Origin of the sequence: Thiomonas sp. SCN 64-16, from assembly GCF_001725585.1 — a bacterium.
GTDB lineage: Bacteria > Pseudomonadota > Gammaproteobacteria > Burkholderiales > Burkholderiaceae_C > Thiomonas > Thiomonas arsenitoxydans.
Genome location: NZ_MEGQ01000031.1, coordinates 17,253 through 31,139, shown reverse-complemented (window position 1 = coordinate 31,139; position 13,887 = coordinate 17,253). Strand labels below are relative to the sequence as shown.

The window sequence follows — 13,887 nt, the reverse complement described above, 5'->3', positions numbered from 1 at the left end:
GGCCTTGCAGGCACAGAGCGCAGCCGTTGCCTCGGCGCAAACTTCGCTGCAACTGGTGGAGCAGCAATACGCGCTGGGCACAGCCAGCGCGCTGCAACTACTCACCGCGCAGCAGCAGCGACAACAGACCCGCATCGGCCTGATCGCCGCGCAGGCTGCGCGCCTGAACGACACCGCCCTGCTCTATCAGGCGCTGGGCGGCGGGCTGCAGCCACAGACGCAGGCGCTGGTGCAGACGCAGACCCATGCGCCTGCGCCTGCCGCATCGTCTGCTGGGCTTACTTCTTCCCCGGTTTGATGTCGGCGAAGTACATCGCCACTTCGTCGATATCGTTGTTGCTCAATGGCTTGGCCATCGGCCCCATGACATCATTGGGACGCTTGCCGTCGCGGAATTCCCTGAGGGTCTGAACCAGATAGTCTTTGTTCTGGCCCGCCAGGTTGGGATAGGTCGGCAGAATGGCATGACCATCAACGCCGTGGCAGGCAAAGCACACGCCGAATTTGGCGCTGATCGCGGCCGACGGTGCGGCCTGGGCCATGCCGACGGTGAACAAGACGCCCGCGACGGTCAGGGAGAGAGATTTCAAAAGAGTCATGATGGAGAGTTCCAAATTCAGGGGCGCACATCAAAGGATGTTGCGCACATAGGCCCACACGCCAATGGCGAAGAATGAGGCCATCCAGGTCCAGTTGATCCAGACCGCCACATCGCCCAGACGGGATACGGTGCGATCTGCGGTGTAAAGCCCTTTGACCTTGCCGGCTTTCCACAGCATGGTGGTGTAGAACGCCACGAGAGAGCCGCCCACCGCGACAAAAGTGGCGAAGAACCAGACCACTGCGCCCCACTCGTAGTGCGGTTTCGAGGCGAGGTCGTAGTGGAATGGAGCCAGATACGCCACGCGCAGCGCCTCGCGGTCCACCGAGACGACCAGGGCCATCAAGGCGTAAAACGCCATGGCTGAATACGCCTGCAGGGCGGATCCCCCCACGGGCACTTGCCGCGCGTAAAGCACCACGCCGACGATCAGCAACAGGGTGAGCCAGAACAGCGGCTGGGTGAACACCTGCATATAGGCAGGCAGCCCCCAGGCCCAGAGCAGGCCGGTGATGAGTTGCAGCGCCACACCCCAGTAAGCGGTCTTCACGCCGATACGGTGCGCCAGGTCCAGATAGTCACTGGGAAAGTCGTCTCGGGCGCGGAAATAGCGTGCGTAGCCCAGCAGAAACACCCCGGTCATGGTCAGCGACATGACGATGAAGAACGCGAACCGCGGCAGCTCGAAGGCGTGAATGCCCATGCCGTTCATCACCGGCACGCCCTGCGGGGCGTACCACTGCATCCACTTCTGCGGAAACAGCCCCTGATACGACAGCACATGCATGATGAAGCCGTCGAAAATCAGCAGGGAGAGCGCGCCGGTGGCCCACCACACGGTGGTGTCCGGGGCTTGGGCGGCATGCGACACGTCGTGGTTCTTGAAATAGAACACGAACCACATGGTGTAGCCAATCCCCAGGGTAAAGATGAAAAAGATCACCCAGAATGCCGACAGCACATTGCTGGTGTACCAGGACGGGTCATAAATCGTCTGGGTGAACAGCAGCGGCGCCACACCCAGCACGATGGCCATCGACACGGCGATCTTGGCCACCCCGGTCATCGCCACCGACAGCCGCGCCCAGGCGGGCTGCTGGCGGCGCATGAAAGCGATGATGGCCAGCAGTCCCGAGCCGAGAGACAGATTGACGAAGGCGATGTGAAACGACCAGGTCAGCACATTGAGATACTGAAAAATCCACGCAGGCGCTGGCAGACCAGCCGGGTCCTGCAAGGCGTGCAGCATGGCGGAAACGGATGCGTTATCCATGATGTCAGTCCTTTGCTTGGGTAGGTTGCTGATCAGCGGCCTGCGCCACCGCGGTGCGCAGCGGCGCCGCAACGGGCGCACGAGCGATCAGACGACCCTCGGCGTCCACCGTGCCGGCATTGACGGCAGCCAGGAAGGTGGCGAGGGCCTTTTGCTCGTCGCCGGGCAGATCTATCTTGGGCATGTAAGGCACGGTGCCATGAGCGAGCGGCCCGGCAAGGAAGCCCTGGATCATCGCCACGTCCGTCGTGCCGTGCAGCAGTTTGGGCAACGGGCGCAGCGGTCCGTCCTTGTTGATCGAATGGCAGTTGGCGCAGGACATCACCGCCAGCAATCGCCCGGCCTCCATCTGGTTCTGCGGTGTGATCACCCGCAGATCGGCCGGCACGAAGGCTGCCGCCTTGAGCAGACCCTCTTTGGCGATGATGGGCACTTCGTCCTTGATGCCCAGGCCCGGCACGTCGCGCCCGATGGTCTGGTTGGAGTACATATATTGCCCCACCACCCAGGGTTTGCGCAGGGTTTCGCGGGTGCGTTCTTCCGGCCAGATTCCCGCGACCAGCAGGATGACCACCATGGCTGCAGCCAAGGGCACGCGCACCGCTTGCGGCTTGAGATAGATCCAGAGCAGATAGGCGCCAATGAGCAGCGACGTAACCATCAGCGGCACGAAGGTGGTGACGCGGACATCGACATAACCAAACCAATGCGGCATCCGGTCCTTGAGGATGACCAGCGCATTGGGCGGCAGCGTGGCGACGTACCACATGAATGACAGCGCCCCGCCGATCAGACCGGTGAGACCGAGTCTGGCTACGGTCTGCCCCACGTCTCGCCGCAGCGGATCCCCTTTGGGGATGGCGGCGACGATGATGCTACCCACCACTGCGGCCGAGGTGAGCATCAGGAAGCCCCGATCGGCAAGCTGCGCGGCAAAGTTCAGGTTGTAGAACGCATCGAACACCGAGCCGGTGAGATACCAGCGGTCGCTGCCCGGCCACATCATGAACGACAGGATGCCGATGATCAGCACCAGCGTGGCCACAGAACTCACCACGAATGTCCAGGTGATTTTCAGGTGCGTTTTCGGATCGATCTTGCCGATGGTGTAGACCAGCGCGTAAACCCCGATCACCTCCACGGTGAAAAACACCCACTCGGTGGCCCAGGCCCAGACGAAATTGTGGATCAGCGCGGAAATGCCGCGCGGGCTGGCAACCGTGGTGGAATACCAGATGCCCGGACCGGTGACCGAGCCCCAGATGTACGAAAACACCAGCAGAAACATGCCGTACTTCTTGATGTACTGCATGATTTCCGGCTTGTTCTCGCGCACCGACCGGCTCTCCAGCAGGGCAAACAACACAGCAGCGCCGACCGAGGTGTTGGACGCCAGCACATGAATCGTGCCGATGATGCCCATCACCCAGGCCGTGCCAATTTGGGGCACGTACCACGTCGGGTAAATGCCAAGCAACTCAGACATACAAACTCCTTCAAGCAATGTGTCGACGGTGGATCACGGTCTTGACGCCGCTGACCGTCAGGTCTCTATCCGTACATCAGTATTCGCTGATATAGATCAGGGAACAAGATGACAAAACGCCGCTGGGAAAACCCTGAATGCCCGGCCGAAATGACCCCGATTGGCGCCGCCGCTAATCCACACGCGACGGTTCACCACACCGGAGTTCAGGCTTCAGCAACGCACCCTCCTGATGCAGGCAGGGCGAAGCCTAGACGGGTTGCGTGCCGTAGCGGCGGCAGCACAAAACGGGCGCTTGATCTATATCAATTCGGAATTCGGGATGGGGGGAATTTCAACCGCAACGGATATCCCCAAGGCGCTTTTACCGTATCGATGAACAAACCTGCGGCCCTTTGCCGCACAACTCCGGTTTTTGTGTGAGATCAACAGACAATCTGATACATCTAATTACATTCATGTTTACGTGCTGCCTTTTGCAGCAACAGAGTCATAGGAGATTGCCATGCTGACTTCCACCCAACAACGCTTCAAGCGCAGCGCCGCCGCGTTCTTTCTCTGTTCCTTACTCGGCTTCGTCGCCCCGATGCAGTCCGCCCGAGCCGAACGCCCCGCCTATGACCTGGGCGAGCCGGTCATCGCGCTGGTTCCCATCATCAAACAGCACGAAAAAGCGCTCAAGCTCGATGCCGCCCAGCAAGAGCAGTTTGCCCAATGGCTCAAGACCGCACCCGCCAAGCGCCAGGCCGCTGAAGACAAGCTGGCCAACACCCGCCTGCAACTGCGCGCTGCGCTGTTGGATGGCATGGGCGACACCCCCGAGCGTCAAGCCCTGATCGAAGACATCGGCAAGCAGGAAGCCGCGCTGGTCGCCATGCGCGCGGGCTGCGTGGACAGGATGCGCACTCTGCTGAACCCCGAGCAGTTCAAGGAAGTCGTCGCTTTGTACAAGGCCTCGCTGCACAAAACGCACGCGACCCAGTCAGCAGCCCGATAAGTCACGATGCGCTCACTTTTTTAGTGCAGCGCCTTGTAAAGCAGGTGGGCGAGTTCGCGAGAGATGCCGTCCACCGTCATCAGGTCGTCTTCGCTGGCGGCCTCGACGCCGCGAATGCCGCCAAACCGCGCCAGCAGCTTGGCGCGGCGCTTGGGGCCGATGCCGGGAATGTCTTCGAGCCGCGAACCGCCCGTGCGCACCTTGGCGCGCGCCGCTCGCATGCCGGTGATGGCAAAGCGGTGCGCCTCGTCGCGGATTTGCGCCACCAGCATGAGGGCGGCGCTATCGGCCGGTAGCGTCAGCTTGGGGCGGCCGTCGGCAAACACCAGTTCCTCCAGACCGACCTTGCGGCCCTCGCCTTTTTCCACGCCAACGATCACGCTGAGATCCAGACCGAGCTCGGTAAACACCTCGCGCGCCATGGTCACCTGCCCGCAACCGCCATCGACCAGCACCAGATCGGGCAGGCGTGCATCGCCAGGCGTTTCGCCGTCGGCAGCAAACGCCCCCTGGGCCTGCGCCTCGGCAACGCGCTTATAGCGCCGGGTGAGCACCTGGCGCATTGCGGCGTAGTCGTCGCCTGGCGTGATGTCGTTGATGCGAAACCGCCGGTATTGCGACGGCTGCATGGCGTGTTCGGCATACACCACGCAAGACGCCTGCGTGGCCTCGCCCGCGGTATGGCTGATGTCGAAGCATTCCGCGCGCAAGCCTTCGGCCTGTTCGGCGTCCAGGCCAAGCGCCTGCGCCAAGGCAAAGGTGCGCTCGCGCTGCGAGCCTTCTTCCGCGAGCAAGCGTGTCAGCGCGATCTGCGCGCCTTTTTGTGCCATTTCCAGCCAGTCGCGCCGCTGGCCGCGCGGCTGCGTGACCTGCTGCATGCGATGCCCAGCGTGTTCGCCCAGGGCATCGAGCAATTCCGGCTCGACGGGCAAGTCGCACACCAGAACCGGCGGCGGCGCCATCTGCAGGTAATGCTGCGCGACAAAAGCCTGCAGCACCCGCTGCGCGGCCTGGCCGGGAGCGCCCTGTTCGGGGGCGACGCCATCCGCCAGGTCGTCGCCCAACTCCAACGCCGCCTGAACCTGGCTGGGAAAGTAGGCCCGGTCGCCCAGATGCCGACCGCCGCGCACCATGGCGAGGTTGACGCAGGCCCGACCTCCCTTGAGCGCCACGGCCAGAATGTCCACATCTTCGGCGCTGCCCACTTCCATGCTTTGCTGCTGCAGTACGCCTGAAAGTGCGGCGATCTGGTCGCGCAGCACAGCGGCCTCCTCGAAACGCAGCGCGTCGGAGAGCGACTGCATCTGCAACTGCAGATCGCCCATCACCACCCCGTGGTCGCCGCGCAAAAAACGCACTGCATGCTGCACGTCGCGCGCGTAGTCCGCCGCGCTGATCTTGCCCACGCAGGGCGCTGTGCAGCGGTGAATCTGGTGCAGCAGGCAGGGCCGACTGCGGTTGGAAAACACCGTGTCCTCGCAAGTGCGCAACTGAAACACCTTTTGCAGCACCGCGATGCTTTCCTTCACCGACCAGGCGTTTGGATAGGGACCGAAATACTGCTGCTTGCGGTCGGTCGCACCGCGGTAATACGCCACGCGCGGGTACTCGTGCGCCGTGGTGATCTGCAAATACGGGTAAGACTTGTCGTCGCGGAACAGAATGTTGTAGCGTGGGTGCTGCGTCTTGATCAGGTTGTTTTCGAGCAGCAGCGCCTCGGCCTCGGTGCGGGTGACCGTGGTGTCGAGCCGATGGATGCGCGACACCATCAGCCCGATGCGCGTGCCGCCATGATCTTTCTGGAAGTAGCTCGACACGCGCTTGCGCAGATCGCGCGCCTTGCCCACGTAGAGCAGACTGCCATCGGCCGCGAAGTAGCGATAAACGCCGGGCAGATGCGGCAACGCCGCGACCTGCGCCAGCAGCGCCGCGCTGTGCTCCGGCTGGGGAGAATCGGATGCCATGAGTCTCAGTTCACAAGGTGCAAGGCCTGCTCGAACACCGCGCGAAACATCGGGGCGGTCAAGCGGCCGGTGTTCTGGTTGTAGCGGCTGCAGTGGTAGCTGTCGATCAGGATGTAGTCGCCCATGCGATGCTCGGCGGCATGGGCAAAGCGGGCCGATGACGCTTTGCGCCCCAGCGCCATGAGCACCGCATCGTGCGCCACCTTGCCCAAAGCGACGATCACCCGCAGATTCGTCATGGCCGTGATCTCTGCGGCGATGAATCGATTGCAGGTGCGAATCTCCGCGGGCAAGGGCTTGTTTTCAGGCGGCAGACATTTCACCGCGTTGCTGATGCGACAGCCGTGCAGTTGCAGGCCGTCGTCGGCCCGTAGCGTCGAGGGATGATCGCCGATCCGCACGGGTACGGGCCGCGAGGCCAGACCCAGTTCGGTGAGCGTGCCGAACAGCAGCGGCCCGGCGCCATCTCCCGTGAACGGGCGCCCTGAGGCATTGGCCCCCTTCAGGCCTGGCGCCAGACCCGCGATGAGCAGCGGCGCATCCAGCGGCCCCAAAGGCGGCACCGGCAGGCAGGCAAAATCGGGATGATCTTGTTTGACTTGGTGTAAAAAGGCCGCTAGTCGTGGGCACAGACGACAATGCGGATCATAAAAAAGTGAGCTCGAAAGCGGTGCGTCGTCACCTTGCATATTCATGAAAGTCCAACATCGGTGGGATTTGTTTTGCCATGTCGTCGATAACCTCGGCGATATCGGCGTGACTTGGCGACTTGCTCGGCAACTCGCCGCGGAGCACCAGCAACAGGTGCGATTATTCCTGGACGACTTCAAGGCGTTCGCCCATATTGCGCCGCAGGTTCAGCTCCGTGCTGCGGAGCAGACCCTGGCCGGGGTGCAGATTGTGCCTTGGGCCCGGCAGGCCCAGGCCACGCCGGGCGATGTGGTCGTCGAAATGTTCGGCTGTCACCTCAGCGACGCCTACATTGCGCAGATCGGCAAGGCCTCACCTCCTCCCGTCTGGCTGAACCTCGAACACCTCAGCGCAGAAAAGTGGGTCGATCTGCATCACCTCAAGCCTTCGCCGCAAAGCGGTGGGCTGATGAAGTATTTCTACTACCCCGGCTTCACCGAAAAGTCCGGCGGTCTGCTGCGCGAATCCAGCCTGATCTCGCAGCGCGACAACTGGCAGATGCAGCCCTCGGCCAAACGCATCGCCCTGCGCGCCCTCGGCCTGCCGCCTCCGCCCGACCATGCGCTCACCGTGCTGCTGTTCAGCTATGCCCGCCAGCGGCTCGATGGCTGGCTGCACACCATGGCCGCTTCCGAGCGTCCGGTGGCACTCTGGGTCTGTCCCGGCCCGGTGATGACCGCCATCAACACCTGGCTGGACATGACGCTGCAAACCGGCCAGATCACCTCGCGCGGCAGCCTGAGCATCTACGCCCTGCCGTACATCCCGCAGCAACGTTTCGACGAACTGCTCTGGGCGGCCGACGTCTGCATCGTGCGGGGAGAAGATTCCTTCGTCCGCGCGCAATGGGCAGCCAAGCCCTTCGTCTGGCACATCTACCCACAGGAAGACAGCGCCCACGACCGCAAGCTGGATGCCTTCCTCGATCTCTACCTCGAAGAGGCCGACAGCGAACTGCGCGACACCGTGGTGCATTTCTGGACCGCCTGGAACCGGGGCCTCGACCTAGCGCCCGCCTGGATGGAGTTTGTGAGCAGCCTGCCCTCCTTGCAGCGCCATGCGCTCAAGTGGTCGCGCAGCCTGCAAACCCAAGCCGATTTGGCCAGTCAACTGGTCGATGAAGTGCAGCAACTCGCCAGCAATCGGCCCTCCCTTGCACCCGCCCGGTAGAATGTAGGTTTATCTGAAACCCCACAGACCGTTCAATGAAGATCGCACAAGAAATCCGCGCCGGTAATGTCATCATGGTTGGCGACAACCCGATGGTGGTGCAAAAGACCGAATACAGCCGCGGCGGCCGCAATGCCGCCACGGTGAAAATGAAACTGAAGAACCTGCTCACCAGCGGCGGCACCGAAGTGGTTTACAAGGCCGACGACAAGATCGACGCGGTCACGCTGGAACGCAAAGAGTGCACATACTCTTACTTCGCCGACCCGATGTACGTCTTCATGGATGCCGACTACAACCAATACGAAGTCGAAAAAGACAATATGGGCGACAGCCTGAACTACCTCGAAGACGGCATGGCCGTCGAAGTGGTGTTCTACGACGGCAAGGCCATCTCGGTTGAAATGCCCACGACCGTGGTGCGCGAGATCATCTATACCGAACCCGCCATCAAGGGCGACACTTCCGGCAAGGTGCTCAAGCCCGCCAAACTCGCCACCGGTTATGAAGTGCCCGTCCCCATTTTTGTCGCCACCGGCGACAAGATCGAGATCGACACCCGCACCGGCGAATACCGCAGCCGCGTCTGACGCCAGATCGAGCCGATCGGCTCACATTGACAAAGCCGCCCGAGGGCGGCTTTGTTGTTTCAATCCAGCCCTGATTTACGAAGAGAACCGCTGGCACCAGCCGTTCGGAAAGATGGTTCCCGCAACCAGTCGGCAAGACCCGCTGGCCGTGGCCGATGAGCCCGGAATGAAGTAGGCGCAGTTGCTGCACTGCTGGCCGCTGTGCGGCATGTCCTGATACTGCACGGCCGCCTTGCTCAGCATGCCGTCGTCGGCTTGTGCCGGCACGATGGCCGCAGCACCGACCACCGCGAGCAGCAGGCCGCCTCGGCGCAACAGACTGCGTCGCTGGGGGTTGGTCAGGGGAAGTGACGATTTCGGGTTATGCATGAGAGATCTCCTTTGACACGATGCTGAAGCGGAGGCCCGCGGGCCTCCGCAAAACCAGAGGCCAATGCGCCTTATTGGTGGTCGACGTGGGGCTCCATCGGCGCCAGAATCGCCAACAACTGGTTCTGCAGCCCCAGGGGCACGTGATTGCTGTCCATGGACTTCTGCAGATCTTCGACCAGGGCATTGAAATCGGCCGTTCTCAGATTCATGCCTTTGTGCGCCTGCCGCATATTCAGCCCGGTGTACTTGCACGGGCCGCCGGTGGCTTCGCACACCTGATTGACCAGTTCCATCTGCAGATGCGGAATATTGGTCTTGGCGAAGAAATGGTTGATGCGATTGTCGGCGGCAACATTGACGATCATGTCGTGCACGACCTTGGTGATGGCCGGTTTGCCGCCGAGCTGTTCATATAGCGTCTGACCTGAGGTCATCTGAGCATGCGCCAGTGCCGGAAATGCCAGCGCGCAGGTCAGGGCGACGCCGCCGAGATGGCGCGCCAGCGGGAGGGATTGCAGTTTCATGGATGTTTCTCCTGAAAGGGTTAGAAATCAGAACGTGCCGTTGAGCGAGAGGTAGAAGCCTTTGTTGCTGGCCTGGAACGGCAAGGGGCCGAGATCGGCATAAGCGGCGGTCAACGACAGGCTCTTGTTCGGGAAGTAGGCGATGAACACGTCTTTCATCGTGCCGGGCGAACCGATGGCCGTGGCGCTGGAATTGATCGGGTACTTCATGTTGTCGGGTTGCTGTCGGAACTCGCCACCCACGGCCACATCCGGGCGCAAGAACACCGCCGCCGAGCCCTCGAGTTCGGCGTGGTAGCTGTCGTTGCTCTTGGTTCCCAGCGCCCCGGCGATGCCGTTGTTGGCATTGGTGCCGAAGCCCAGCAGACCCATGGCGTTGGCCTTGGTGCCGCGCAAGGTCAGGTTGACCAGCGTGACGCGATGGAAGATGCCGTTGAGGAATACCTTGGTCGCGGCGACGTAGAAATCGGTACCCGAATCGCTGGCGGCGCCAAAGAATTTCGGAATGCCGATCGGGCCCAGCCCGGAAAAGTTGCTGTCGAAATCGTTGTTCTTCTTGTATTTGATGCCCACGGACACCTGCGGGTAAGGCGTATAGAGCACATCGCCAAACAGCCGGGCCTTCAGCCCCAGCACGTCCATGCTGATGGTCTGGTTGCCCAGATTGATGCTTGGCGCTACGCCGCCGCTGTTGATCAAGCCCAACCCACCGGGCTGATTGCCCAGCACGCCCAGACTGGACAAGCTACCCAGATTGACGTTGAGATTCTCGTGGGCCACCGAGATCTCGAAGCGGTTGTGAATGCCCACAGCCGCGCCCAGGGTGGTCAGCCCATAGTTCGGCACGGTGACGTAAGTGCCGGTGACCGAGCCGCCGACCTCGTCGCCTGTGTCATACCCGGCAATTACCGCCCAGGGGGTGATACCGCCCCCCGTGGAGCCGCCCACCTCGGTGACCCCGCTGGTCGCCAGCAGCCGACTGCCCTGCGCATGTGCTGCGCTCATTCCCCAGACCCCCAGCCCTGCCACGGCTGTGGCCGCGAGGGTTCTCTTCCAACGATGTGTACTCATGGTCTCGCTCCTTATGGTCAGATGTTCCATCCCACTCGCGTGAAATGACCGCAGCCTCAAGCCGACCCCAGCCGGTTTTCGTCTGCGATATGAGCGATACGCAGCGACGAAGGCGGTGGATTCAGAAAAATCGAATAAAACACCAAGAGATATGTAACTATTTGCGTCCAACCCGCGCTGCACGACTTTTGGAGTGCGTTTAGCATCCGGCCATGAACACTACGCCCATCCCACCCGAATCCGATCTGTTGCATTGGGAAGACTTTCCCGCAGGGGCCATGCGCGACTGCGGCAGCACCCTGGTCAGCCGTGAAGCTGTGCTCGACTTCGCCCGCCAGTTCGACCCGCAACCTTTTCACGTCGACGATGAAGCGGCTAAAAACTCGCTTTTCGGCGGGCTCGCCGCCAGCGGCTGGCATACCTGCAGCATGGCGATGCGACTGATGTGCGACGCCTACCTGCTGCGTTCGACCAGCCTGGGCTCGCCCGGCATCGACGAATTGCGCTGGTTGAAGCCCGTCCACCCGGGCGATCGGCTGTGCCTTCGCATGACGGTGCTGGCCGCGCGCCCGATGCGCAGCAAGCCCGATGTCGGGCTGGTGCAGTCGCAGTGGGAGCTTTTCAATCAACACGATGATTGCGTGCTGAGCATGAAGGGCTGGGGCATGTTCAAGCGGCGCGCACCAGGCGCCGAGGGCCCAGAGGCTGGCGCGCAACCCTGATCGTCAGGCGAGCGCGCTGGAGTAGGCCGCAGCGTCGCCGCGCTGCGTGGCAGCCACATGGCCGGAAAATTGCTTGCTGATCCGGCCCCGGCAAGTTGCTGACATACGAGCGACCTACCATTCGAGCCGCGCTTGGCGCACACGGTTTCAATGATGTGCGTCAATTTTTCGTGGCCAGGAGGGTTTTTCAGCCCTATGTCGGCCGCGCTTCTCCCTACACTGAATCTGGATTTTTCTCATGGCCACTTCGACACCGACAGAACACAATATGGGCGCTACTCCCTCTTTCGACATGGTGTTGTTCGGTGGCACTGGCGATCTGGCCATGCGCAAGCTGCTGCCCGCGCTGTATCAGGCGCACCAATCCGGCACCTTGCATCCGGCCGGGCGCATCGTCGCCCTCGGCCGGGGCGCGTTGACGCTGGATGACTATCTGGCGCAGGTGCGCACCCAATCGGGCCCGCACCTCAAGGCGGATTTCAGCTCCCCGGTCTGGGCGGCCTTCGCCGCCCGAATCACCTACCTCAAGCTCGACGCCGCCCACCCGGCCGATTTCGACGCCCTGGCCGAACTGCTGGGCAGAGGCGGCGAGCGGGTCACGGTCTGCTACCTCGCTACCGCGCCTTCACTGTTTGCCGACATCTGCGCGCAACTCGCCCGCGTCGGGCTCAATCATCCCGACGTGCGCGTGGTGCTGGAGAAACCCCTGGGCCACGATCTGGACTCTTCCGACGCCATCAACGCGGCGGTGGCTCAGTCCTTTGCCGAGAGCCAGCTCTACCGCATCGACCACTATCTGGGCAAGGAGTCGGTGCAAAACCTCATGGCCATGCGCTTTGGCAACGTGCTGTTCGAGCCGCTGTGGCGCCGCGAGTGGGTGGACAACGTGCAGATCACCATCGCCGAAGACCTGGGGGTGGAGGGGCGCGGCGAGTTTTACGACAAAACCGGCGCGCTGCGCGACATGGTGCAGAACCACTTGCTGCAACTGCTGTGCATGGTGGCCATGGAGCCGCCGGCCAGTTTGCAGGCCGATGCCATCCGCGACGAGAAGCTCAAGGTGCTGCAGGCGCTCAAGCCCTTCACCGAATCCGACGTGGCCACCCGGACGGTACGCGGACAATACCGCGCCGGCGCCATCGACGGCAAACCCGTGGCGGGCTATCTGCAAGAGCCCGACATCGATCCGGCCAGCCGCACCGAAACCTTCGTGGCGATCAAGGCCGAGGTCGTCAACTGGCGCTGGGCCGGGGTGCCCTTCTTTTTGCGCACCGGCAAGCGGCTGCAGGAACGGTTGGCGGAAATTGTCATCAACTTCCGCGCGGTGCCGCTGTCGCTGTTTGGCGGCCCGGTCGGGCTACAGGGGGCCAATCGCCTGGTCATCCGGCTGCAGCCCGATGAGAGCATCAGCCTGCATTTTCTCGCCAAGGAACCCGGCGACGGCATGCGGCTGCACCCCACCCAGCTCGATCTGGACTTCGAGTCCACCGCACAAAAACGCCGCGCCGATGCCTATGAGCGGCTGCTGCTCGACGTGATCCGCGGCCAGCTGGGGCTGTTCATGCGCCGCGACGAACTCACCGCCGCCTGGCGCTGGGTGGAGCCCATTCTGGACTGCTGGGAACGTAATGGCGAGGCGCCCAAGACCTACACCGCGGGCACTTGGGGGCCGGCCGCCTCCAGCGCCCTGCTCTCGCGCGATGGCGCTTCATGGCATGAGGAACTGTGAGTGATGCTGCACCTCTGCACCACCCCGCAGGAGCAAGTCGACCGATTGGTGCGCGTTCTAACCGACGCGCTGGCGCAGGACATCGCCCAGCGGGGACGGGCCGTGCTGGCGGTCTCTGGCGGGCGCTCGCCCATTGCCTTGTTTCAAGCGCTGGCGCGGGCGCCGATCGACTGGCCGCGCGTCACCCTCACTCTGGTCGATGAGCGGCTGGTGCCGCCCGACCACGCCGACAGCAACGCCGCCCTGGTGCGCGCCCATTTGCTGACGGGCGCCGCCGCGCAGGCCCGGTTCCTGCCCCTGGTCGATGATGCGTCCGATCTGGCCGGATGCGTGGACCGTGCCAACGCCCAATTCCGCGCTCTCGCGCAACCCCTCACCGCTGCGCTGCTGGGCATGGGCGATGACGGCCACACCGCCTCGTTGTTTCCCCGCGCTGCCGAACTGCCCCTCGGGCTTAGCCCACACTATCCCCTGCCCTACCTGGCCGTGACGCCACCGCACGCCGCGCACACGCGAATCAGCCTGAGCCTGGCCGCGCTGCTCGGCGCGGGTCGGCTGCTGCTGTCGATTTCGGGCGAGACCAAACGCGCCGTCTATGCACGCGCCAGCGAACCGCCGCCCACTCCGCATCTGCCCATTGGCTACCTCATCCAGCAGTCCAAAACACCGTTCGACGCCTATTGGTCTGCCTGACGGGC

The 13,887-nt window shown here is 62.8% G+C and carries 14 protein-coding genes and 1 pseudogene; 7 read left to right on the top strand and 8 right to left on the bottom strand.

Annotation, left to right across the window (positions count from 1 at the left end; translation table 11 throughout):
- Positions 1-298, top strand: a pseudogene (locus ABT24_RS09980) (TolC family protein); the annotation flags it as partial.
- Here ABT24_RS09980 and ABT24_RS09975 read toward each other — a convergent pair.
- From ABT24_RS09975 to ABT24_RS09965, 3 genes are read right to left on the bottom strand one after another with little or no spacing between them, the layout of a single operon-like run.
- The gene (locus ABT24_RS09975; RefSeq protein ID WP_013105428.1) at positions 279-599 is read right to left on the bottom strand and encodes a c-type cytochrome; all 321 of its coding nucleotides are present in this window, start codon (positions 597-599) and stop codon (positions 279-281) included. The pseudogene ABT24_RS09980 and the gene ABT24_RS09975 overlap by 20 nt on opposite strands.
- 30 nt (positions 600-629) lie before the next feature.
- Positions 630-1,874, bottom strand: a complete 1,245-nt coding sequence (locus ABT24_RS09970; RefSeq protein WP_013105427.1) for a hypothetical protein — start codon at positions 1,872-1,874, stop codon at positions 630-632.
- Between the two features lie 4 nt (positions 1,875-1,878).
- The gene (locus ABT24_RS09965; RefSeq protein WP_013122793.1) at positions 1,879-3,360 is read right to left on the bottom strand and encodes a cytochrome ubiquinol oxidase subunit I; all 1,482 of its coding nucleotides are present in this window, start codon (positions 3,358-3,360) and stop codon (positions 1,879-1,881) included.
- A 505-nt stretch (positions 3,361-3,865) separates the two neighbouring features.
- On the opposite strand from ABT24_RS09965, the gene ABT24_RS09960 reads away from it, so the two are divergent.
- The gene (locus ABT24_RS09960; protein ID WP_276732557.1) at positions 3,866-4,357 is read left to right on the top strand and encodes a hypothetical protein; all 492 of its coding nucleotides are present in this window, start codon (positions 3,866-3,868) and stop codon (positions 4,355-4,357) included.
- Between the two features lie 20 nt (positions 4,358-4,377).
- On the opposite strand, the gene uvrC is transcribed toward ABT24_RS09960, so the two are convergent.
- Both uvrC and ABT24_RS09950 read right to left on the bottom strand, forming a co-directional pair.
- A complete protein-coding gene (uvrC, locus tag ABT24_RS09955) occupies positions 4,378-6,321 on the bottom strand; it encodes an excinuclease ABC subunit UvrC (RefSeq protein ID WP_276732561.1) in 1,944 nt (647 codons plus the stop codon).
- Positions 6,322-6,326: 5 nt separating this feature from the next.
- On the bottom strand, positions 6,327-6,884 hold the full coding sequence (locus ABT24_RS09950) for a uracil-DNA glycosylase (protein ID WP_276732563.1): 558 nt from the start codon (positions 6,882-6,884) through the stop codon (positions 6,327-6,329).
- 130 nt (positions 6,885-7,014) lie between these two features.
- Between ABT24_RS09950 and earP the strand changes: the two genes are divergently transcribed.
- Complete coding sequence (gene earP, locus ABT24_RS09945) at positions 7,015-8,181, top strand: elongation factor P maturation arginine rhamnosyltransferase EarP (protein ID WP_276732566.1); 1,167 nt, start codon at positions 7,015-7,017, stop codon at positions 8,179-8,181.
- Between the two features lie 35 nt (positions 8,182-8,216).
- Complete coding sequence (efp, locus tag ABT24_RS09940; RefSeq protein ID WP_276732570.1) at positions 8,217-8,771, top strand: elongation factor P; 555 nt, start codon at positions 8,217-8,219, stop codon at positions 8,769-8,771.
- Between the two features lie 75 nt (positions 8,772-8,846).
- On the opposite strand, the gene ABT24_RS09935 is transcribed toward efp, so the two are convergent.
- From ABT24_RS09935 to ABT24_RS09925, 3 genes are all read right to left on the bottom strand, one after another.
- Positions 8,847-9,140 (bottom strand): high-potential iron-sulfur protein, encoded by a 294-nt coding sequence (locus ABT24_RS09935; protein WP_276732575.1) that lies wholly within the window; start codon positions 9,138-9,140, stop codon positions 8,847-8,849.
- A gap of 71 nt (positions 9,141-9,211) precedes the next feature.
- Complete coding sequence (locus tag ABT24_RS09930) at positions 9,212-9,667, bottom strand: group I truncated hemoglobin (RefSeq protein WP_276732578.1); 456 nt, start codon at positions 9,665-9,667, stop codon at positions 9,212-9,214.
- A 27-nt stretch (positions 9,668-9,694) separates the two neighbouring features.
- Positions 9,695-10,738, bottom strand: coding sequence for a DUF3034 family protein (locus tag ABT24_RS09925; RefSeq protein ID WP_276732580.1), 1,044 nt, complete (start codon positions 10,736-10,738; stop codon positions 9,695-9,697).
- Between the two features lie 212 nt (positions 10,739-10,950).
- Here ABT24_RS09925 and ABT24_RS09920 point away from each other — a divergent pair, with 212 nt between their 5' ends.
- The 3 genes from ABT24_RS09920 (at position 10,951) to pgl (ending at position 13,882) form a co-directional block, all read left to right on the top strand.
- The gene (locus ABT24_RS09920; protein ID WP_276732582.1) at positions 10,951-11,460 is read left to right on the top strand and encodes a MaoC family dehydratase; all 510 of its coding nucleotides are present in this window, start codon (positions 10,951-10,953) and stop codon (positions 11,458-11,460) included.
- Between the two features lie 238 nt (positions 11,461-11,698).
- Positions 11,699-13,189: a glucose-6-phosphate dehydrogenase gene (zwf, locus tag ABT24_RS09915; protein ID WP_276732586.1), complete on the top strand. Its 1,491-nt coding sequence runs from the start codon at positions 11,699-11,701 to the stop codon at positions 13,187-13,189.
- Between the two features lie 3 nt (positions 13,190-13,192).
- On the top strand, positions 13,193-13,882 hold the full coding sequence (gene pgl, locus ABT24_RS09910) for a 6-phosphogluconolactonase (RefSeq protein WP_276732588.1): 690 nt from the start codon (positions 13,193-13,195) through the stop codon (positions 13,880-13,882).
- Positions 13,883-13,887: the final 5 nt, after the last annotated feature.